General features: G+C 74.1%; 15 protein-coding genes and 1 pseudogene. 4 read left to right on the forward strand and 12 right to left on the reverse strand.

The features are described from left to right. Nucleotides 1-89 precede the first annotated feature (89 nt). Nucleotides 90-236: pseudogene (locus ACH4TG_RS26330) on the forward strand (Lrp/AsnC family transcriptional regulator); the annotation flags it as partial. A 72-nt stretch (nucleotides 237-308) separates the two neighbouring features. On the opposite strand, the gene ACH4TG_RS26335 reads toward ACH4TG_RS26330, so the two are convergent. Further along, the gene (locus tag ACH4TG_RS26335) at nucleotides 309-3,251 is read right to left on the reverse strand and encodes an ATP-binding protein (protein WP_398244986.1); all 2,943 of its coding nucleotides are present in this window, start codon (nucleotides 3,249-3,251) and stop codon (nucleotides 309-311) included. 126 nt (nucleotides 3,252-3,377) lie between these two features. After that, complete coding sequence (locus tag ACH4TG_RS26340) at nucleotides 3,378-4,385, reverse strand: DUF2690 domain-containing protein (protein WP_398244987.1); 1,008 nt, start codon at nucleotides 4,383-4,385, stop codon at nucleotides 3,378-3,380. Nucleotides 4,386-4,506: 121 nt separating this feature from the next. Between ACH4TG_RS26340 and ACH4TG_RS26345 the strand changes: the two genes are divergently transcribed. Then, nucleotides 4,507-5,016 (forward strand): peptidoglycan-binding protein, encoded by a 510-nt coding sequence (locus ACH4TG_RS26345; RefSeq protein WP_398244988.1) that lies wholly within the window; start codon nucleotides 4,507-4,509, stop codon nucleotides 5,014-5,016. 29 nt (nucleotides 5,017-5,045) lie between these two features. Here ACH4TG_RS26345 and ACH4TG_RS26350 read toward each other — a convergent pair whose 3' ends face one another. Next, nucleotides 5,046-5,678 carry a TetR/AcrR family transcriptional regulator gene (locus ACH4TG_RS26350; protein ID WP_398244989.1) on the reverse strand — a complete coding sequence of 211 codons (633 nt, stop codon included), beginning with the start codon at nucleotides 5,676-5,678 and terminating at the stop codon, nucleotides 5,046-5,048. Nucleotides 5,679-5,806: 128 nt separating this feature from the next. Between ACH4TG_RS26350 and ACH4TG_RS26355 the strand changes: the two genes are divergently transcribed. Beyond that, nucleotides 5,807-7,243, forward strand: a complete 1,437-nt coding sequence (locus ACH4TG_RS26355; protein ID WP_398244990.1) for an MFS transporter — start codon at nucleotides 5,807-5,809, stop codon at nucleotides 7,241-7,243. 193 nt (nucleotides 7,244-7,436) lie between these two features. On the opposite strand, the gene ACH4TG_RS26360 is transcribed toward ACH4TG_RS26355, so the two are convergent. Next, on the reverse strand, nucleotides 7,437-8,447 hold the full coding sequence (locus ACH4TG_RS26360; protein WP_398244991.1) for a helix-turn-helix domain-containing protein: 1,011 nt from the start codon (nucleotides 8,445-8,447) through the stop codon (nucleotides 7,437-7,439). 370 nt (nucleotides 8,448-8,817) lie between these two features. Here ACH4TG_RS26360 and ACH4TG_RS26365 point away from each other — a divergent pair, with 370 nt between their 5' ends. Next, nucleotides 8,818-10,014: a helix-turn-helix transcriptional regulator gene (locus ACH4TG_RS26365; protein ID WP_398244992.1), complete on the forward strand. Its 1,197-nt coding sequence runs from the start codon at nucleotides 8,818-8,820 to the stop codon at nucleotides 10,012-10,014. Nucleotides 10,015-10,048: 34 nt separating this feature from the next. Here the strand turns inward: ACH4TG_RS26365 and ACH4TG_RS26370 are convergent, their stop codons facing one another. The 8 genes from ACH4TG_RS26370 to ACH4TG_RS26405 form a co-directional block, all read right to left on the reverse strand. After that, nucleotides 10,049-11,740: a protein kinase gene (locus ACH4TG_RS26370; protein ID WP_398244993.1), complete on the reverse strand. Its 1,692-nt coding sequence runs from the start codon at nucleotides 11,738-11,740 to the stop codon at nucleotides 10,049-10,051. A 38-nt stretch (nucleotides 11,741-11,778) separates the two neighbouring features. After that, a complete protein-coding gene (locus ACH4TG_RS26375; RefSeq protein WP_398244994.1) occupies nucleotides 11,779-12,057 on the reverse strand; it encodes a hypothetical protein in 279 nt (92 codons plus the stop codon). A 139-nt stretch (nucleotides 12,058-12,196) separates the two neighbouring features. Beyond that, complete coding sequence (locus tag ACH4TG_RS26380; RefSeq protein WP_398244995.1) at nucleotides 12,197-13,750, reverse strand: hypothetical protein; 1,554 nt, start codon at nucleotides 13,748-13,750, stop codon at nucleotides 12,197-12,199. Between the two features lie 20 nt (nucleotides 13,751-13,770). Beyond that, nucleotides 13,771-14,046, reverse strand: a complete 276-nt coding sequence (locus tag ACH4TG_RS26385; protein ID WP_398244996.1) for a hypothetical protein — start codon at nucleotides 14,044-14,046, stop codon at nucleotides 13,771-13,773. Between the two features lie 204 nt (nucleotides 14,047-14,250). Then, nucleotides 14,251-18,510: an FtsK/SpoIIIE domain-containing protein gene (locus tag ACH4TG_RS26390; RefSeq protein WP_398244997.1), complete on the reverse strand. Its 4,260-nt coding sequence runs from the start codon at nucleotides 18,508-18,510 to the stop codon at nucleotides 14,251-14,253. A 204-nt stretch (nucleotides 18,511-18,714) separates the two neighbouring features. Beyond that, nucleotides 18,715-19,380, reverse strand: coding sequence for a dihydrofolate reductase family protein (locus tag ACH4TG_RS26395; protein WP_398244998.1), 666 nt, complete (start codon nucleotides 19,378-19,380; stop codon nucleotides 18,715-18,717). Next, a complete protein-coding gene (locus tag ACH4TG_RS26400; RefSeq protein WP_398244999.1) occupies nucleotides 19,380-19,886 on the reverse strand; it encodes an SRPBCC family protein in 507 nt (168 codons plus the stop codon). The genes ACH4TG_RS26395 and ACH4TG_RS26400 overlap by 1 nt, the downstream gene beginning before the upstream one ends. Before the next feature lie 3 nt (nucleotides 19,887-19,889). Next, complete coding sequence (locus ACH4TG_RS26405; RefSeq protein WP_398245000.1) at nucleotides 19,890-20,231, reverse strand: ArsR/SmtB family transcription factor; 342 nt, start codon at nucleotides 20,229-20,231, stop codon at nucleotides 19,890-19,892. Nucleotides 20,232-20,362: the final 131 nt, after the last annotated feature.

Raw genomic sequence — 20,362 nt, forward strand, 5'->3', positions numbered from 1 at the left:
GCACAGCGCAGTGAAGCAGGAACCCACCCGACACCGCAGCCTTCAACGGCGCGGTAGGCGGGAATCGCCGTCCTTCAGGGCGGCGAGGATGTCAAACCTTGAAAGTGGCCGCCACCTCCATGGAGCACCTGGAGACGGTGATGGACGAGCTGGCCGGCCTCGGCAGCACGACGACGAACGTCGTCTACAGCCACACGCTGCCCTATCGCGGACCTGACCGCCCTGACGGCACGTGACCCCCTCCGGCAGCCCTTGACCGGCCCGCCCGCGCACCGCACCGCGGACGGCACCGGCCATCGCGCACCGGCTCAGGAAGCCGGACCCAGGCCGAGCTCCACCAGGCGCACGGCGAGCGCGGTGCGGGAGGAGACACCGAGCTTGCGCATCGCGGAGTCGAGGTGCCGGGCGACCGTCCGGGGGGAGAGGAACAGCGCCTCGCCGATGTCCCGGTTCGTCCGGCCGCCGATCACCAGCCCGGCCACCTCCAGCTCGCGCGGCGAGAGCTGGTTGCCGTAGCCGCGCCGGGCCGCCTGCGGCCCGGCGGCCCGCACGCCGTGCGTGCGCAAGCCCGCCGTGACCCGCAACGCGTCGCCGCCGGCGCCGAGTTCCCGGTATCCGGTGCGTACCCGCTCCAGCAGCTCCAGCGCTTCCCCGTGCCGGTCGCACGCCAGCAGGTGGGTCGCCTGGCGTTCGCGGGCCGCCAGCGCCGCGTAGGGGCGCGGCAGGGCGTCCCACAGCAGGGCGGCCCGCGCGCTGAGTGCCGCCGCCCGCTCCAGCTCGCCGCGCGCCTGGGCGAGCAGCGCCCGGCACGAGGCCAGGGCGGCCCGCGGCGCGGGCACGTCCCGCCCGCGGATCCACTCCGCGAGTCCGCGCACCAGCTGCTCCGCCCTGGCGGTCCGCGCGCCGCCCGACGTGAGCAGCGCCTCCACCCGGACCGGCACGAACTGCACGGCGGACAGCCACATCCCGTTGCCGGTCGCGTTGCCCGGCCGGCCTTCGGTCAGCGCCAGTGCCCCGTCGACGTCGCCGTCCGCGAGCGCCATCCCCGCCAGGGCGGCCGTCGCGTCCAGCGCGCAGTCGGGCGCGTTCCCGCTCCCGGCCAGCACCTCGCGCAGGCCCTGCTCCGCCGCGGGCCGCTCTCCGCGCGCGGCGGCCAGCAGATGGCCGGTCAGCCGGGCCTCCAGCTGCGTCACCGCCGCCCCTTCGGTGGCCGCCACGATGCCGGTCAGCCGCTCGGCCAGGCCGTCCCAGCACCCGCTCGACCAGTCCAGGTTGGCCTCGGCGGCGAGGATCAGGGTGCGGTAGCGGCTGTAGCGGTGGCGCTCCGCGAGCCCGCGGGCGACCGCCAGGCAGCGCCGCGCCTCCCCGTAGCGGCCCCACTGGTGGGCCATCGCACCGAGGTTGAGGTACAGCCGGGTGATCTCGGTGGTGTTGGGCGAGTCCTGGGGGATCTGCGCGGCCTCGGCCCAGCCCTCCTGTTCGCCCAGGGTCAGCAGGCCGGTCACGTGGTTGACCCGCAACCGCATCCGGTCCGCCTCCGGCATGGGCAGCGCCAGCACCTCGGCGGCCCGGCGCAGCCACCGCAGATGGGTCGCCTTCGGGAGGGCCTCGCCGAACGCCCAGCCCAGCAGGATCATCGCCTGCGCGGCGGCCACCGGATCGTGGTCCAGATGCGGGATCGCCCGCTCCAGCTCCTTGCGGCCCACCGCGTGGTTCTCGGCCAGCAGCTCCAGCCGGCCGAGCTGCGCGCGGACCTCGGCCTCGTCCCGCTCGCCCAGCTGCTGCCCGGCGAGCGCGGCGCGTAGCGAACGGACCACGTCCTGGAGCCTGCTCATGCCCTCGGACGTGCCGAACCTCAGCTTGCTCGCCAGCCGCGCGACCGTCCCGCCGGGCAGCCGCGCCTCGGTGATCAGCTCGCCGAGCAGCCCCGCCGCGGTGGCGGTGTCGCCCGAGGCGAGCGCCAGATCGGCGGCCTGCTCGGCGTACCGGCACCACTCCTCGGTGTCCCGGGCGTCACGGAAGTGCCGTGCCAGCTCGGCCAGCGGCGGCGGCGAGGCGTCCTGGAGTGCGTGCCCGGCCCGCCGGTGCAGCAGCCGCCGCTGCGCCGCGGGCACCGACTCGTACACCGCCCGGCTGGCCAGCACATGGCGGAACGCCAGCAGCCCGTGCCGGTCCTCCACCAGCAGCCCGGACCCGACCGCCTCGTCCAGGGCGGCGTGGGCGTCGTCCCCGGACAGCCCCGACACGGCGAGCAGCAGCCCCGCCGCCGCGGGATCGGTGAGCACCGCCGCCGCCTCCAGCAGCGTGCGCGCCGGGGGAGACGTCCGGCGGAAACGTTCCATCACCGCGTCCCTGATGGTCGGCGGCACATCGATGTCCTCGATCTCCCGGCGCACCCAGGCCCCGTCACGCCGTGCCAGGTCCGCCCGGTCGCCCATCAGCCGGATCGACTCCTCGACCGCGAGCGGGATGCCGTCGGTGCCCCGGTGCACGAACGCGGCGAACTCCTCCGACACCTGCTCCCCGGCCAGCATCGACGACACCAGGCCGGCGGTCGCGGCCACGTCCAGCGGGCCGAGCGCGATCCGCAGCCGTGTGGTGCCGGGCGCCACCGGCGAGAACAGCCGGCGCACCACCGAGTCCTCGGGCAGGTCCTCCGGCCGGTACGTCACGATCACGCTGATCCGCCGCGTGCGGCGGGCGCACAGGAACAGCAGGAACTCCAGCGTCGCCTCGTCCGCGCAGTGCGCGTCCTCGACGGCCAGCACCGTCACGCCCATCGCGTCCAGGAGTTCGCACAGCGCGCCGAACAGCCGGTGCCGCACCGCCGTCGCGTCCTCGGCCGGCTCGGGCGCCGCGGGCAGATCGGCGGTCCACTCGGGGAACAGCGGCCGCAGCGCTCCGGCGAGCGGGCTCAGCCCCAGCCCGGCGATCCGGTCGCCGCTCTGCCGGATCGCGTCGACCAGCGCGCCGAGGGTGTGCGGCCGGCGGAACGGCGGGCAGACCGCGACGAGCGTGCGTCCCGGAGCCGCCCCGGCAGGCGCCCCGGCCGGCGGGTCGGCCAGCAGTTCGGCGAGCAGCCGGCTCTTGCCGATCCCCGCGTCGCCCTCGATCAGCGCGACGGCCGGGACCCCGGCCGCGAGCGCGCTTTGCAAGGCGGCCAACTCCTCGTCCCTGCCGGTGAATCGAGGGCGGCCGATGACCGCGCGCTGAGCGCGGCCACGCTGACCATGGCTCGCAGATCCGGTCATCGCGCTCCCTGTGGCCGATCGCACCCAGGCATCGTGGCAGACCGCAACGATCGTGGGAACCCGTCCGCGAGCCGCCCCCGGCCGTCCGAACAGGGCGGATGAGCCCGCCGGAGCGACGGAGGACCGTCAACTGCGGTTGGCTGGGGAGTGGTTCGGGTCGGCCGTCGGATCGGCGGGGGAGTGGTTCGGGTCGGCCGTCGGATCGGCGGGGGTGGAGGTGGGCGTCAGGAGCGAGGCGGGCGGTTCCGGCGCCTCGTTGAGGTGATGGGTGCCGCCCCAGTCCGTGCAGCCGCGCACCCCGGAGGTCCGCACGATGCAGGCCTGGGCCACCGTGGGGCTGGGGGCGGCGACCATCGGGCTGAACGTGTCGGTGTCGTAGCTGACCTTCTTCTGGTGGGTCCGGCCGTCCCGGGCGACGACCCGGGCGGCGTCACCGGGATGCCCCCAACTGATCCTGGACCAGGCGGCTTTGCAGGCGTCGCTGTAGCGCAGCTCCACATAGACTCCGTCGATCCTCTGAAGGGCCGCCGTCCACACGTCGCCGCAGCCGGCGTCCCTGGGGTCCTTGCCCTCGCAGCTCTCCGCGAAGCAGGAGACGTCGACCTGCCGGGTCGAGGTGTCCGTGCCCGCCGTGCCGTTCCCGTCGTCGTGCTCGCCCGAGCCTCCCCCGAACGCGCCGGACAGCGCGGCGACCGAGACGGCGAGGGCGGCGGCCAGGGCGACCGCCGCGGCCGACCACACCAGCCGCCGGTCGGCGAAGGGCCGGCCGGCGGGTGGCTCCGGCTCGCCAGGCGGTGCCGCCGAGACGGCGTCCTCCTCCTCGTCCGCGCTGCGGGCGTCGCCGGGTGCCTCGCTGGGTGCCTCGGCCTCGTGCCACGCGGTGTTCGCCAGGTCCCACAGCGCCATGAGCCGGGCGGGGTCGGCGTCCGCGAGCTTGCCGAGCGAGGTCACCGCGTGCTGCGGCGGCAGGGCCTTGCCGTTGAGATAGCGTTCCCAGGAGGACTTGCTGTACGGGGTGCGCTGCGCGAGCGCGGCCAGGCTGAGCCCGGCGCGGTCCTTCAACACCCGTAGTTCCAGGACCAGATGCCGAACATCCGAGGCGAGGCCGTCGGGCAACGGCTTCCGTTCAGTCACGCACTCCTCCGGAGCCCCCGTGCACACTGTTCACCATTTCGAGTCCCAAAGTATCCGTCGCCGCACAACCGGTAGCGGCGTTTTCTCACAACCGGCCACCAGATGAAGCAGAGTTGACGCCATGACCGTGCGAGGGGCGCTGGGGCTGCGGTGCGCCGCGCTGTCCGTACTGCTGCTGGGCGCGGTGTGCGCGGGGGCCGGCGGCCCGCGGGACCACCGGCCCGGCGCCGGCCTCGACGGCGTGCTCGTGGCCGCCGACCTGCCCGCCGCCCGGCAGCTCGCCCTCGGCAGCACCCCGCCCAGCGACCTGGTCGCCCTCTGGCAGAGCGTGCTCTGGGCCGACGGCTACACGGCCGCCTCCGCCGTGACCTGCGCCTACGACCGGGCGACCGCGGGCGCCACCCGCATCTGGCAGAACAACCACCACCTGAGCCCGGACGGGATCGTCGGGCCGGCCACCTGGGGCGTGGCGGCCGAACGCATCGTCCCCGCCCGCGGATGGATGGTCTACATGGGCGAACGCCACGGCCTCCCGCTGCGGTTGGATGCCGACGGAGCGTACGAGGTGTACGACGGCGGGCGCTTCCACACGCTGCGGACCGACGGGGTCACGCTCGCGCAGTGCCGCTGAGATTCACCCGCACGGGGTGCCGGTGACGTTCATCCGGCATCGAGTCCGAGCCGGCGGACCACGAGGGCGAGTTGGTCGGCGAAGCGTTCGACGAACTCCGGGGACTGCGGGTCGTCCCCGCACACACCCGCGATGACGTGCGGAAGGGTGACGGGGGCCATCGCCGCCGCCATCAGCATGACGGTCAGGCAGGCCGGGTCGATCTCCGGCGGCAGCGCCCCGGCCGCCTGCCGTTCACGGATGCCGGCCACGGACTCGGAGAGACGCTCGGTACGGGGCGCGTGGTCCGGGTCCGTCTCCGGGCCGCTGTACTCCAGGCCGCCCCAGGCGAGCAGCCGCATGCCGTCCCGGTTCTCCAACGCTTCCAGTGCGTAGCGCCGCAGTTGCTCGGACAGCGGGGCGCCGGGTTCGACCAGCGTGCTCGACCGCTCCCCCCAACTGTCCGACATGGCCTTGAACAGGCCCTCCTTGCCGTCGAAGTAGTAGGAGATCAACTGCTGGTTGACGCCCGCGCGCTGGGCGATCGCCGCGATGCGGGCACCCGCGTAGCCGTGCGCGGCGAACTCCGCCACCGCCGCTTCGAGGATCAGCCTGCGCGTGCGTTCCGGATCGCGCTGCCGCTCCGGCGGCTTCGGGGATCGGCGGGGCTTCGACGCGGTCATGTCCGAATCATACACACAAGTGGTCGAATCATTCGTGGGTCAAGCTGAATCAATCAAATGGTTGACACAGTCCATCGGGTCATTGATGGTGGATCGCGGGTTCCTCTGCTCGAGAGAAGGAGTACGTGATGGAGAAGCACCCGCTGCGGTGGTGGGCGCTGGCGGTATGCGTCCTGGCCGTCCTGGTCGACATGATCGACAACCAGATCGTGGCGGTGGCGCTGCCGACCATCCACCGCCACCTCGGCGCCGGAGAGGCCGCGATGCAGTGGATCTCGGCGGGCTACGCCCTCGGATTCGCCCTCACCCTGATCATCGGCGGCCGGCTGGGCGACCGGTACGGCGTCAAGAGGCTCTTCCTGGCCGGCATGGCCGTCTTCACCCTGGCCTCGCTGTCCGCTGGCCTGGCTCCGGAGCCAGGCCTGCTGGTCGCCTCGCGGGTGGTGCAGGGCATCGGCTCGGGGCTGATGGTGCCTCAGGTCCTGTCGTTCATCCACACCGAGTTCGACGAGGCCGAGCGCCCCAAGGCCATGGGCCTGTACGCCGGGGCCTTCCCGCTCGGCGGCCTCGCCGGGCCCCTGCTGGGCGGCGTGCTGACCGAGGCCGACCTGTTCGGGTCGGGCTGGCGCGCCATCTTCCTCGTCAACATCCCGATCGGGGTGGCGGGACTGCTCGGCGCCCTCGTGGCCATGCCGTCCCGCCCGGGCCTCCCGCGCCACCGGCTGGACCTCGGCGGTCTGGCGCTGCTGACCGCCACCGGGTTCGCGGTGTTCTACCCGCTGGTGCAGGGCCGTGCGTCCGGATGGCCGCTGTGGTCGGTCCTGCTGATGGCCGCGGCGGCACCGTTGGCCGGCCTCTTCGCGGTGCACCAGCGCCGTCAGGAGAGGCGCGGCGGCGAGCCGTTGGTCCCTCCGGCCCTGATGCGGACGCGCAGCCTGTGGTCCAGCCAGGCCGTGCTGGTGTGCACCCAGACGGCGATCGGCGTCTTCTTCATGCTCACCCTGTACCTGCAGCTCGGGCTCGGCTTCTCGCCGGTCCGGGCCGCGCTGTCCTTCGCCCCGGGGACGATCGGCATCGTCGCCGGCAACGCCGTGGCCATGTGGTCGGCCGCCAGGACCGGACGCTCCTTCGTCACGGTCATGGCCGCCGTGCTGGCGGCGAGCCTGGCCTCCCTCGCCCTGGTGATCCACGCCGCAGGGGACAACCTGAGCGTGTGGGAACTGCTCGGCCCGATCATCGTGTTCAGCTTCGGCATCGGCGGCGTGCTCAACGCGTCGTTCGGCACAGCGATGGGGCAGATCCGGCCGCAGCAGGCCGGCGCCGCCTCCGGCCTGGTCAACACCACGGCCCAGCTCGGCCAGGCCGCGGGGACTGCGTTGTTCGGCACGGTGTTCTTCTCCCTGCTGCCGGGCCACGGGTACCGGTCCGCCGTCGTCGGGACGATCATGCTGAGCATGGGCGTGACGCTGCTCGCCCTGCTGCTGACCGCGGCGCTGCCCAGGCGGCAGCGGGCCGGGGACGGCGCGCCCGCGGCTGATCCGGGGACGTCGTCCGCCCCGGCGTGAGCACAAGCCGTGGGACGCCGCGGAGTCGGCCGCGCCGGTCCGGGGCGGAGACCTTTCACCGCCCCGCCAGGCGGCGCCGGACCCTGCCGGGCGCGTCCCCTCCTGCCGGCGGTCCGGGAGCGCGAGGGGCGGGAGCGGTGACCACCGGCGGTGGCGCGGCGTTCCCGCGTTGTCGCCTCAGCCGGACCGGGGCTCATGAGCCGCCGGTCATGTCGTCGACCCAGCTGTCGTAGAGGGCCACGCCGAGCTGGTGGCCCTGCACGACGAGGGTGGCCCGCGCCGCGTCCGGCCCGCTGCCGACCATCGTCGTGTACGCGCCGCCCGCCGCGGCCGGTTGCTCGTCGCCGCCGACCGTCGCGATGCGCAACCCGGACGTCGCCGCCGGGGTGTCGACCTCTGCCCAACTCGCGTGGCAGGAAGGGCTGTACAGCAGCGTCAGCACATGTCCGTAGGCGCGCAGGCGGTGCGCGGCGACGCTGTCGCGGTCGCACTTCTCGCGGTACGGGTCCAGGCCCCGGCAGCCGCCGGCCCGGCAGGCGGCCGCCGCACGGTCCTGGGCGTCGTGCAGCGGCCAGGGCCAGACCGGCGCCCCGGAGGGGGCGCCGTCCGGCGGGCGGCCCGCGGCGGGACCGCTGTCCCACGGCTGGGCGAGCAGCACCGCGGCCAGCAGCGCGCAGGCCGCGCCGGCGGCGGTCAGGGCTCCTGTCCCGCCCGGTGTGCGACGGGTCCGCGACCGCGCGGTGGCAGGTGACGTGCCGGTGCCGGTGCCGGTGCTGCCGGTGGCCGCGGCGGGGCCCGTCGCGCGGGAAGAGGCGGACGCGTACGGAGGGCTGGAGGTGTCCGGATGGCCGGAGGCGTTGGGAAGGCCGGAGGTGTCGGGAGGTCCGGACGGGCGGGAAGGGCCGCTCTGCGGGCCGGTGTTGGCGGGCGGGCCCTGCTTCGTCCAGGCGTGGGCCGCCGACTCCCAGAGCACGCGCAAGTGTTCGGCGTCGGCCTGGGCCAGCCGGCCCAGCCCCGCGACCGCCTGCCAGGGCGGCAGCCGCCGGCCGTTGAGGTAGCGCAGCCAGGAGCTGCGGCTGTACCCGGTCCTGGCGGCGAGGGTCGCGGCGTTCAGCTCGCACCGGTCCACGTACTGGCGCAGTTCCCGCACCAGCCGGACCGCCTCGGCCGGCAGGTCGGACCGCAGCGGCTGCCAGCGTCCCACGACGGCGTCCCCCTTCTTCCGCGTCCCGACTGTCCCGCAGGCGTCCCGTCCCGGCACCCGGACGCCGGGCGTCCCCGCTGGTCAGCGGGTGTGCCGTCCCGGAGTTGACGCATCCGGCGGCGGGCACTGGCCCACCACCGCCGGCCGGTTCCAGACTCGGAACCAGCACCTGCGGAGACGCCCCCGGACCGGGACCGCCGCAGCGACCGCCCCACCGGGAGGGGCGTCGTGGCGGCGGTACGGACGGCCGAGCGCGAGCGAACGCGTCCGGCCCACGGCCCGGGCTTCGCGTCCGGCCACGGGCGCGTGTCACCGCGGGTGCGCACGGTACTTCATGCACGGTACGGGGAAAATGCGGGGAACTCAGCAGATGACGGCCCACGGCGACTCGTCCGGCCCGGACGAGCGCGAGATCGCGAACCCATCGGCGAACCCACCGGCGAACACGGCGACCAATTCGACGGCGACGACGACCGGCAGGCGGCGCAGGCCGCCCACTGCGAGCCGGCCGGGCATGCGGGTGAGGCGCCGCCCGCGCGCCGCCGTCGAGCGCCCGGCGGCACCGCAGTCCCTGAACGGCGAACTCCCGCTCCCAGGGCGGCCGGCAGCCCTTCCGGCGGTGCGCCGGCACATCGACCTCGGGCCGGTGCGGCTGTCGCTGCTCGACCTGCCCGCACCACCGGCCTCCGTGGAGGTGGCGGGTGCGTCCGCGGGCGGCCGCCCGCGGATCTGGCACCTGGTCTTCGCCGGCCGGCGACCGCTGGTCGTCGAACCCCAACGGGGGCCTGTCCGGCTGGAGTCGGGCAGCGTGATGCCGTGGGAGCCCGAGGAGCCGCTCCGGATCTCCGCCGGCACGGACACCGGCGCCCCGGCCCGGGCGCTGGTCCTGCACCTGCCGGAAGAGGCCGTACCGCTGGCCGCCGAGGCGCTGCGGGACCTGAACGGCCGTCCCGTACCGACCGGTTCGGGCCCCGCCGCCCTTCTGGCGTCCTTCGTCCACGGCCTCGCCGCGCATCCGCCCTCCGAAGGCGCCCCGTACAGCACGTGGTTGGGCGGCGCGGCCGCCAACCTCGCGGCGGCCTTCCTCGGCAGCCGGGCCGCGCCGCCGCGGGCTGCCGCCGGCCCGCGACCGGCGGCCCCCGCTGCCCGACCGGCCCCCTCCGCGCGGCCGTCCCGGCCCCCCGCCCCCTCCGCGCGGCCGTCCCGGCCCCCCGCCCCCTCCGGCACCGAGGCGCTGCTGGACGGCATCAAGGCGTACATCGAGCGGCATCTGAGCGACCCCGAGCTGACGCCGACCGCCATCGCCGCCGCCGGCCACGTCTCGCTGCGCTATCTGCACCACCTCTTCCAGCGCGACGGCCGCACGGTCGGCGCGTTCCTGCGCGAACGCCGCCTGGAGCACTGCCGGGCCGACCTGTCCGACCCGGCCCTCGCCGCGCGCGGCGTGTGCGAGATCGCGCGCCGCTGGGGCTTCCGCGACCCCGCGGTCTTCAACCGCACCTTCAAGTCCGCCTACGGCATGACCCCGGGCCGCTACCGCGAGCATCGGCAGCGGACGACGCGCTGACCCGGACCGGCCGGGTGCGCCCACGTCGTCTTTGTCACGACCGCAGTGCGGCCCAGGTGTTGACGCCGACTTGGCCGTCGGCCTGGAGATGGTGCTTGGTCTGGAACTTCTTGACCTCGGTCACCGTGTCGGGGCCGAAGATGCCGTCCACGCCGGCGGGGCCGATGTTGTAGCCCCGGGCCTTGAGGATGCACTGGACCTGCTTCACGCGGGAGTTCTTCTGGCCTGAGACGGTGAGGGCGGTGCCGGAGTAGTACGTGCAGTGCTTCCAGGCCGGGGTGGTGGGCGGTGGGGCGGGCTTCGTGGACGCCGGCGCGGAGGTGGCGGGCGGTGCGGCCGGCCCCGACGTGGCGGGTTGACGTGGCTGCGACGGCACGCCGCCGCCCCCTCCTCCGGTAGGGCCGCCACCGGGCGGTGCCGGCACCGTGACGGTGACGACGGTCGTCGCCCCCTTCGTGGGCCGCCGCGTGGGCGTCCTGGACGGGGCCGGGGTGTGCGGGGACGCCGAGGCCGTGGCTGAGGTGCGTGCTCCGGTGGGGCTGGACGCCGCCTCGTGACCGCTCGTCCCGCCGCTCGAGGCCGCCAGGGCCACGGCGGCTCCTGCGAGCGCGACCGCCACCGCCGCCGCGACGGCCAGCGGCCACCGGCGCCGGCGGCCCGCCTCCCGCTTCGGGTCCTCCGGCTTGGTGCGGCGCAGGATCGTCAACTGGTCCATGGGCTGCACCGCCTGGGCCGTCCCCGACCAGGCCGCACGGCCCCCGATGGTGTCGGCGACCGCCGCGGGCCAGCCGCCGTCGGCGGCGTGCGCGCGGGTGGCCTCGACGACGTCCTGCGGGCTCGGGCGCTGCCCGGGGTCCTTGTCCAGGCACCGGCCGATCAGCGCGGCGAGGTCCTGGTCGCGCCGGGAGACCTCGGCGAGCACGAGGGGGCTCGGCGGCGCGTAGATGATCCGGTGGATGACGTCCCCGGTCGTCCCCTCGCCGAAGGGCGCCGTGCCGGTCACGGCCACGGCGAGGACCGAGCCGAGCGAGAACACGTCGGAGGCCGTGCCCACTTCGCGGCCGTCGGCCTGCTCGGGGGACATGAAGGCGGGCGTGCCCAACTGCTGGCCGGTTATGGTGAGCGAGCTGGCGTCGGCGGTGTGCGCGACGCCGAAGTCGATGAGGCGCGCACCGTCCGGCCCCAGCAGGATGTTCGACGGCTTCAGGTCGCGGTGGACGATGCCCACGGCTTCGATCGCGGCGAGCGCCTGCCCGATCTGGTGCGCCAGCCGCCAGACGACCGGCGCGGGCAGCGACCCACATCGCACGACGGCGTCGGCCAGGCTGAGTCCGGGCACGTACGCGGTCGCCATCCACAGGACCTCGTCGTGGTCGTACCCGGAGTCGAGCAACTCGGCGGTGTACGTGGGGTGGACCCGGCGCACCGCCTCGACCTCGCGCTCGAAGCGGCGGCGGAACCGCTCGTCCTCGGCGTACTCCGAGCGGATCACCTTCACCGCGACGAGCGACCGCGCCCCGTACGTCCCCTCAGTCTCCGCCTGCCGGCCGAGGTACAGCCGGCCCATCCCCCCGCCGCCCAGCCGGGCGAGCACCCGGTACGGGCCGATGCCGGCCGGGTCGGTGCGGCGCAGCGGTTCGGCGCCCAGCAGCGCCAGGTCGTCCGCGGACAGCTCGCCCTCGGGCGGCCGGCCGGCACCGGGGGCGGCGGGGTTCGTCTCGGGCATGCGGCGTCCTCGGTCCTCTTCGCTCCCCTGCGCGGCTGTTACGCGCCGCCCGCGTGCGAGATGTTGGTGAGGATCTTCTGGACCTGCTGCTGCAGGTGCTCCAGCGACGCCTTCATCTTGTCCAGGTCGCCCTTGGCCTGCGGCCACACCTCGCCCCTGAACCGCTGGGCGAGCGGCCCGTCCCACTGGTTGGGGTCGCTCAGCGTCTGCCCGTGCCCGTTCAACTGGCTGATGAGGCCGGGGAGCTGGTTGGTGATGAGGCTCATCATCTTCGCGGCTTCCTGATGGGCCATGTCGGTTGACTTGACGGTCGCCATTTCTTCTCCTTCTGCCAGGGCGTCGACTCTTCGGAAATTGTCGGTGCCGGACCCGCGACCGTCATTGATCCACCGCGCACACCTCTTGGCGGCCGGCGCAAGGCGGGACCGGCGATCGGATGGGGCACCTTCGAGGTGATCATCCGTATGACGGCTTGTACTGGTCGTTGGCAAGGGCGTTCAGCGGTTCGTCCTTTTCCGAGGTGCCGAAAGCGTCCAGCAGTTCGTGAACGGTGACCTTGCCCTTGCCGACCGTGTAGTCGTCCGGGTTGTTGAGCATGCGGGTGATGTACTTCTGGTCGTGCGCCGGGTTGCCGGTGAAACGGACCATGTGGTGCCAATGGTCGTGGATCTGCCCCTGATTGCCCAGCAGCCCGAGGGACTGGGCGAACGCGCCCGCGGCGAGCTTGCGGTTGACCTCGTACGCATTCGGATGGTCGCCATCCGGAAAGACCTTGTCGAGCACCTCCATGCCCGGATCGACCGCGGAGTAGGCGCTCTGCAGTGCGCCCAGCGCGGCGGTGGCCACCACGCCCTCCGGCTCGACCACCATGAACGCCACGTTCACGTAGCCGCCCTGGACCATGCTTTTGATCAGCTCGTTGTCCGGTTTCGCCGCGTTGAGAGCCTTCAGGAACAATGCGACGTCCTGGCCGGTGTTCGCTCCCGTGATCCGCTGCCACTCCTCCAGCCCCCGCTTGGAGAAGTCGGTCGGTGGCGCGACGCCGTGCAGCACGCCGTACGCATAGAAGTTGTTCACCGCTCCCGCGATGCGCTTCCACTCACTGTTCGTCAGCGTCGGCGCGCCCTCACCGAACAGGCCCAGTGACACCTTGTGCATCAAGTCACGGGCGGCCTGCGGCGCGTGCTCACCCTTCATCCCGACGGCCAGGATCGTCATCACCTTGGCGCTGTACTGCCGGTCGCCGTAGAAGATCTCGCGGATCTCCTGCGACGTCAGGGACTTGGCCAGGAAGTACGAGGCCGAGGGGTTGGCGGCCAGGGCGTTCAGGAGCTGCCCCTTCTGCTCGCTGCTGATGTGGCTCCAGGGGAACCCCGAAGCCCCTGGCCCGCCGAGGCCCGCCGGAGCCGCCAGGCGCATCGCCACCAGCCGGGTCGTCCGCGCGCTGACGGCTCCGCTGGAGTAGGCGCTGACCAGAGCGGGGATGCCGCCGACGGCGAGTGCGGTGTCCAGGTGCGGGGCGTCGAGGGCGTTGTAGAACCCGGCGCAGAAGTACGGATCGCCGGTGTGCTTCGCGAGTTCCTGCAGGATCGGCTTGGCGTCCTCGGGGCTCGATCCCCGCCGGTTGTCGTCGCTGGGAGGCTTGAGCGCCATGAGCTGTGCAGCGAGCTTCGCACCTGCCTGCATACTGGCCTGGCCCTGCTGTTGCACACGGCCGTAGGCCGCCATGACGTTCGACTCCTCGGCGCTGATGACCCCGCGGTCGCCCAGTTTGGCGTGCTGGGTCTGCTGGAACGCCAGGGCGACGGTGTGGACGTCCCGGTCGGTGTAGTACGCCTTGGCGAGCATCGCCGCCACGTCGGCGTCCAGTTCGACGCAAGGATGGCCGGCGTTCTGGTAGGCGACCAGGGCGGGCCGCAGCACGCTGCTGACCCAGTTCTGCAAGTCCTGGGCCGCCCAGGTACAGGCCGCCGAATACTTGGTGAGGTTCTCGGGAATGGCTGACACCATGGAGAGAGGGAATCCTCGCGCTAGTTGTTGTCCTTGAGGGCCTTTTCCCGGGCGTCGTGCACGGTTCCCCGCAAGGTGAGTGCTGTGTGCTTCAGGGCCTTGAGTGCGTTTTGCTGAGCGCGGAAATCGGTCTCGAAGCCGTCCCGTTTGGAACCCGACCAGTTGTCGCTGCCGGGATCGCCGAGCAACCCGTGGCGTTTCCTGGTGCGCAAGTCGATCAGGTCGCCCAACTTCCCGACGAGCTGGGTCAGCTGATGTTCAAGCCAATCGGCCGCTTCGGCCTCGGTGGATGCCATCCGTTCTTTCCCCTTGACTCGTTCGGCCGTGACGTTCCACCCGGACCGGCCGCACCGCTCCCTTCGGCTCCCCGACCCCGGTCTGCCACGACGGCGCTCCCGTACTCCACTGCGCGACACGCGCCTCGAACAGCACTTTCCAGGTACCGCCCCCCGCTGTCATTGATCCCGGACGCACATCCGTAGACACCCCGCGCACGGCTGTCACCGCGCCACCTGGACGCCCCCCGCGATGCCGTCGGTGACGAGGTAGCCGCGGCCGGGGAGGGGGGCGAGGCGGTCGTGGCGGGGGAGGGTGGTGCCGAGGAGGTCGCCGTCGAGGTCGTGGTCGGGGGCGAGCAGGATGCCGCAGCGGCTGTCGCGGGCTGCTTGCGTCCAGTGGCCGTAGGTGCGGCGCAGGGCGTCGGCGCGGCCCGCGGCCACGAGATGGTGCCCGGGGCCCGGCGCGGACAGCCAGCGGTCCAGGACCCCCAGATCGTCCTCCACCGACTCCGCGTCGTCGACGAGCAGCAGCGTGGGCCCGGAATGCGGGGCCAGGGCCGCTTCCAGGCCGCCGTACTCGGTGACGAGCGCCGCGAGCCCGGGCACCTCGCGCAGCGGCGAGCGCCGCGGGGCGAACGCGACGACGGCCGGCGGGTCCGCCGCGGCGGCCGCCTGCCGGGCGATCGTGCACAGGGCGGTCGAACGGCCCGACCGCTGCGGCCCGGTGACCAGGGCGTGGTCGTGCTCGTACAGCCGCAGGGCGGTCGCGCCGAGGGTGTCGGCGTCCAGGCCGACTGGCAGGTGCCACGGCTCGCCGGACAGCGACGCGGGCGCCGCGAGCGCGCCGAGGGCGATCTCGGTGGGCAGCAGTCCGACACGGGGCGCGCTCGCGGCGGCGCCGGGCCGGCGGGCGGCGCAGGCGGCGACCGCCGCGGCGAGGCCGCCGTCGGGCAGCGCGATCTGGATCACCTGGCGGGTCGCGGCGACCAGCGCCCGCCCCGGCACGTAGCCGGGAACCGCGCCGCGCGGCACGTCGAAGTAGCCGTACTCGCCGGGATCGGCCAGGCGCATCAGCAGCTTCTGCTGGGTCAGCGCCGCCCACGCGGACGGCACCGCGCCGGACCGGTCCGCGGTGACGGCGAAGCGGATGCCGACGGCCGGCCCGTCCGCGTAGACCCGGGCGAGCTCGTCGATGACGTTCATCCCGGCGATGTCCTTGTCGAAGTCCGACAGCAGCGCGCCCAGGTTGTCCAGGAGCACCAGCCAGTCCGGGGGCGGCGCACTCTGGCCGGGTCCCGCGGCACCGCGGGCCTTGCGCGCGTCCAGTTCCCGGCGCAGCAGCCGGACGAGCCGGATCTGCCGCTCGCGTTCGGCCGGGCCGATGTGGGCCCCGGTGTGCGGTAGCCCGGTCAGCGGTGCCAGGTCGCCCGCGCCCATGTCGAGGGCGAACAGGTGGCAGCGGTCCGGGGGCCGGGCGCCGGCGACGGCCAGGGCGAGGGCGGCCAGGGCGGTGGAGGTGCCCGAGCCGCCGCTGCCGTAGACCAGGACGTTGCCCGCGGCGGGATCCCAGCCGACCGCGTACTGCCGCTGCCGGTCGGGGTCGTCGGCCAGGGCGTACGCGGGCAGGCCCGGGACGTCCGTCTGGAACCCGCGCTCGGCGACCTGAGGCAGGCCGGCCGCGGGCACGACGGCGGGCAGCGGGTCGGGCCACGGCCGTCGCGGCTCGGCGAAGCCGGCCAGCTCCGCCGCCTCCCCGGCGGCCGCGACCAGGCGCTGCAGGTCGGTCTCTCCGCCGGACCCGTCGGCTCCCGGTTCGGGCGCGGGCAGGCCCAGCACGAACGGGAGCGCGGTCGCCGGCGCCGTGACGGCCGCCTCGGGGGTGACGCCGGTGGACAGCGCGGTCTGCACCGGGACGACCTCGCGGGCGCTGAGCCGGTAGAAGGCCCGCCCCCACTGCCGGCTCCCGATCGCCGCGGCCGCCGGGTTGTCGATGACGTCCTGGGAGTCGCTGCTGGACTCCAGCCGCAGCGCGATGCGCAGCTTGACGTTGTTCTTGATCGCGTCGTTGACCGAACCCGCCGGCCGCTGCGTCGCCATGATCAGGTGCACGCCCAGGCTCCGGCCGCGCTGCGCGATGCCGACGAGCGCGTCCACGAAGTCCGGTAGCGCCTTGACCAGGGTGGCGAACTCGTCGATGACGACGGCCAGTCGGGGCATCGGCTCCAGGTCGGTGCGCCCGGTGTCCCGCATCCGCTGGTAGTCCCGGACGTGGCTCAGCCCCGTCTCCCGCAACAGCCTCTCGCGGTGGTGGAGTTCGGCCTCCAGGCAGCGCAGGGCCCGTTCGCTGAGCTGCTCGTCGAGGTCGGTGACCAGGCCGACGGTGTGCGGCAGGGCGGCGCACTCGTCCAGCGCGCCGCCGCCTTTGTAGTCGACCAGTGCGAAGGTGAGGTGCTCGGGGTCCGCGTCGACCGCCATGCTCGCGATGAGCGTGCGCAGCAGCTCGCTCTTGCCGGAGCCGGTGGTCCCGGCGATCAGCGCGTGCGGGCCGTCGTCGTCCAGGTCGACGGTGAACAGGTCGCGTTCGGTGACGCCCAGCACCGCCCGCACCCGCAGCTCCGGCGCCCGCCGCTTCCAGTGGCCGGCCACCGCGGCGCCGTCCACCCGTTCCAGGTCCAGCAGTGGAAGCAGTGAGATGCGGTCCGGCAGGCCGGCGCCCTCGACGCGCAGTTCGGGGTCCTCGAAGCGGGCCAGCGCGCGGGCGGCCTCCCGCGCCTCGGCCGCAGGCAGCCCGTCGAGCAGCACCCGCTCGACGGTGACGCCGGTCGCCACGTCCCGCACCCGGCCGATGCCTTCGGGCGAGGCGGTGACGACGGAGGTGCACAGCGCGGGCAGCCGGGTGGTCAGCACGAGCGCCCCGCAGCGCAGCGAGGAACTCGCGATCAGGTCCCGAAGCCGGTTGGGCCGGCCCTCCAGCAGGGTGGCGCCGTCCACGACGACCAGCAGCACCGGCCCGGCGGCACCCGCCTCCCGGGGCGGCGCCGCACCCAGCAGATGCTGGGCCAGCGCGTCGGCCTGCTCGGGGCCGACCGCGACCAGCCGCGTCGCCCCGGACCGTACGTCGGCCCCGTGCGGCAGCCACTTCGTCCAGTCCCAGTCCGCGAGCCGGTCGGCGTCGGTGAACAGCGCGACCGTGACGTCCGCGGGCCCGCTGCCCACCGCGGCCTGGCACAGCAGCGACCGGGCGACGGCCAGGCACGCCTTCCTGCCGCCCTCGAACCCGACGGCCTCACCGGCCGACACGCCCACCACGACCGGCACTTGGGGCAGCACCGGCCGGCGCGCCAGGACCGCGGCCGCGTCCGGGGCGGGCTCACCGGAGTCCCGCGCCAGCGGCGGATCCCAGGGCAGGTCCGCGGTGCCGGCCATCAGTTGGAGGAAGTCCTCGGCGTACGGCCGCCGTTCCCACAGCGCCGTCCCCGGGGCCGTCGCCCGGTGGAGGACCTCGGCCGGATCGGGGTGCGCGGCGCGGCGCCCGCGGACCTCCTCGGCGTGCCGGCGCTCCACGGCCGCCTCGAACTCGGCCATCGCGGCGGCGTGTTCGCGGCTGCCGCGGCGCGACGCGGACCTGCCGCGCACCCGGTCCTCGACGAAGTTGGCCAGGAACATCAGCGGGGTGAGCGCCGCGATGGCCGCGTAGCGCGGGTCACCGGTCAGCGCGACCGTCGCGGCGGCCATGGCCAGCGGGCCGAGCAGGGCCGCGACGCTGAAGGGGGCCTTGTGCGGGCGGGCCGCGGCCGCGGGAACGGCGATCGGCGCGCCGCCGGCCGAACGCCCGCCCCGCGGCGGCCGGTTGAACGGCAGCATCCCACCGGGCCCGGCCTCGCGCACGGCGTTGACCCGCTGCGCGGGGCCGAGCCGGTCCGCGGGCACCACGCGCAGCAGCACCTCCCCGCCGAGCGACACCAGATCGTCGGCCTGCACCGGCACGGTCCCGCGGGTCCTCACACCGCCCACGTCCGTGCCGTTCGCCGAGTCGAGGTCGGTGACGGTGACCCGGCCGTCGGGCAGGACGTCGAAGGCGGCGTGCAGCCGTGACACGCCCGACGCGATGACGCGGACGTCGGCTTCCACTCCGCGCCCGACGACCGTACGGCCGGTCGTCAGCGGGACGGCGCGTCCCGCCTCCAGCCCGCCCGCCATGCGCAGGACGACCGCCGGTTTGCGCAGGCCCGCGGCGACGGGCCGGCCCCCGGCATGCCCGCGCGCCGCAGGCCCGCCGCCCACCCGGCCGTCGGAGCCGGACACCCGCGAACCGTGCACGAGGCCGGACTCGTTGACCACCGTCTCCGGAGGCATCACCCGCCCGTCGACGGCGAGCACGCGGCCCGGCATCCCCACAGCCGCGGCCAGGTCCGCGAGAGTGGCGTCCGGCCGGCCGAACCGCACCTCCACGTCCCACTCGCGCCCACCGTCGACACACACGATCCGCACCGCGCGCCGCCTCCCAACCGGTCCAGATGACGGGGCGGCCAGTCTTGCGCCGCTTCCCCGGACCGGTCATCGGCACCGCGTGCACACCGATTGACCCAGAACGCAACTCCCGCTCCCCGCAGTCGGCTTGACGGCGGCCATGGGAGCGACGCGATCCCTCGCCGTGGACTGGCTCGGCCTACCGCGGCACGCCGGCTACCGCCGGTGCACGGCGTAGGTCAGGTGCGTCACCCGCTGCGTCGGGTCCGCGCGGACCGGCTCCAGCACGATCCTGGACGCGTCCACGCCCTCGAACAGGCGGGTGCCGGCGCCGAAGAGCACTGGTGCCACCGCGACCGAGAACTCGTCGACCAGGCCCGCGTTCAGGTACTGCAGGATCGTCTCGCCGCCGCCGGCGATGCGGACGTCGCGGTCGCCGGCGGCCTCGCGGGCCTGGTCCAGGGCGTGCTCGATGCCGTCGGTGACGAAGTGGAACGTGGTGCCGCCCGGCCGCTCCCACGGGTCGCGCTTGGAGTGCGTCACGACGAGGACCGGGGTGTGGAAGGGCGCCTCCGGCGGCCATGACTGCTCGCCGAGGTCGAACATGCGCCGGCCCATGACGCTCGCGCCGGTGCGCTCGAACGTCTCCCGCGCGATGTCGTTGTCGCGGCCCTCCTCACCGCCCTCGCCCAGCTTCAGGTTCTCCCGGAAGAACCGCAGCGGGAAGATCCACTGCTGCAGTTCCATCCACTGCGCCAGCCAGCGCCGGACCTGCGGGTCGTCCTGCTTCCCCGGGGCGAAGACGTCGCCACCGGGCACCGGTTCGGGCGCGACGAACCCGTCCAGTGACATCGACACGCTGAAGAACACCTTTCCGGCCATCAGCCCTCCGCTCCCTTCCGAACGGTCTCGGCGACATAGGCAGCCAGGTTGTCCAGGGTCTGCCGGCCGGCCTCGATCGCGTGGTACTTCTCGACTGCCTCGTCCCGCAGTTCCCTGGTGGGGAACACCGTGCGCATCACGAGCCGGGTCGCCGCGCCGTCCGGCGCGAAGGTCAGGACCGACTCGAAGGCGTTCGGGTCGTCGCGGGACTCGCCGTGCAGCAGCTCGATCCGCTCCGGCGGGGTGATCCGCAGCCAGCGGATCCACTCCGGGTAGTCCGTCCCGTCCGGTCCGTGGAGCACGAAGTCCCACTCCCCGCCCTCGCGGAACGCGAAGGACCGCGTGGTGGTGGTGAATCCCTCCGGACCCCACCACCGCGAAAGGTGCCGGACCTCGGTGAACGCCTCGAACACCAGCTCCCGCGGGGCGTCGACGACCCGGGAGATCACGATCTCCCGGTCGGCCGTCCCCGGCTCCGCCCGCGTTTCCTGCCTTGCCCCTGCCATCGGTCAGTCCTCCTGACGTGTCTGCTTGAGGTCCTGCACGTAGGTGTCCAGCCGGTCGAAACTCTCGTTCCAGAACCGCTCGAAGCCGCCGACCCACTCGTGTATCGGCCGCAGCCCGCGGGCGTCCAGGCCGTAGAGGCGCTGCTTGCCCGCCTCGCGGACCCGCACCAGCCCCACCTCGCGGAGCACCCGCAGATGCTTGGACGCCCGCGGCTGGCTCATCCCCAGCTCCTGGGCCAGGTCGTTCACCGGCCACTCACCCGCCCGCAGCAGCGCCAGGATGTCCCGGCGCTGCGGCTCGGCGATCGCGTTGAACGCGTCCGACGTCGTCGCTGCTCGTGCCATGACTCCATCGTATGCCCATATCGGCATACGTCAATCGGCGCCGGCGTGGCCGCAGCCACAGCCGTGCGGCGGCGATCGCCGTCCGCCGTCATCGCGGCCGGGCGATCCGAGGGGTGCCGGCGAGGCGGGCC

This window comes from Streptomyces sp. NPDC020917, from assembly GCF_044333795.1.
Lineage (GTDB): Bacteria > Actinomycetota > Actinomycetes > Streptomycetales > Streptomycetaceae > Actinacidiphila.

Coding starts and splice junctions, on each gene's coding strand:
- ACH4TG_RS26335 (WP_398244986.1), bottom strand. CDS start 3,251: ATGACCGGATCTGCGAGCCATGGTCAGCGTGGCCGCGCTCAGCGCGCG.
- ACH4TG_RS26345 (WP_398244988.1), top strand. CDS start 4,507: ATGACCGTGCGAGGGGCGCTGGGGCTGCGGTGCGCCGCGCTGTCCGTA.
- ACH4TG_RS26350 (WP_398244989.1), bottom strand. CDS start 5,678: ATGACCGCGTCGAAGCCCCGCCGATCCCCGAAGCCGCCGGAGCGGCAG.
- ACH4TG_RS26355 (WP_398244990.1), top strand. CDS start 5,807: ATGGAGAAGCACCCGCTGCGGTGGTGGGCGCTGGCGGTATGCGTCCTG.
- ACH4TG_RS26365 (WP_398244992.1), top strand. CDS start 8,818: ATGACGGCCCACGGCGACTCGTCCGGCCCGGACGAGCGCGAGATCGCG.
- ACH4TG_RS26370 (WP_398244993.1), bottom strand. CDS start 11,740: ATGCCCGAGACGAACCCCGCCGCCCCCGGTGCCGGCCGGCCGCCCGAG.
- ACH4TG_RS26375 (WP_398244994.1), bottom strand. CDS start 12,057: ATGGCGACCGTCAAGTCAACCGACATGGCCCATCAGGAAGCCGCGAAG.
- ACH4TG_RS26380 (WP_398244995.1), bottom strand. CDS start 13,750: ATGGTGTCAGCCATTCCCGAGAACCTCACCAAGTATTCGGCGGCCTGT.
- ACH4TG_RS26385 (WP_398244996.1), bottom strand. CDS start 14,046: ATGGCATCCACCGAGGCCGAAGCGGCCGATTGGCTTGAACATCAGCTG.
- ACH4TG_RS26395 (WP_398244998.1), bottom strand. CDS start 19,380: ATGGCCGGAAAGGTGTTCTTCAGCGTGTCGATGTCACTGGACGGGTTC.
- ACH4TG_RS26400 (WP_398244999.1), bottom strand. CDS start 19,886: ATGGCAGGGGCAAGGCAGGAAACGCGGGCGGAGCCGGGGACGGCCGAC.
- ACH4TG_RS26405 (WP_398245000.1), bottom strand. CDS start 20,231: ATGGCACGAGCAGCGACGACGTCGGACGCGTTCAACGCGATCGCCGAG.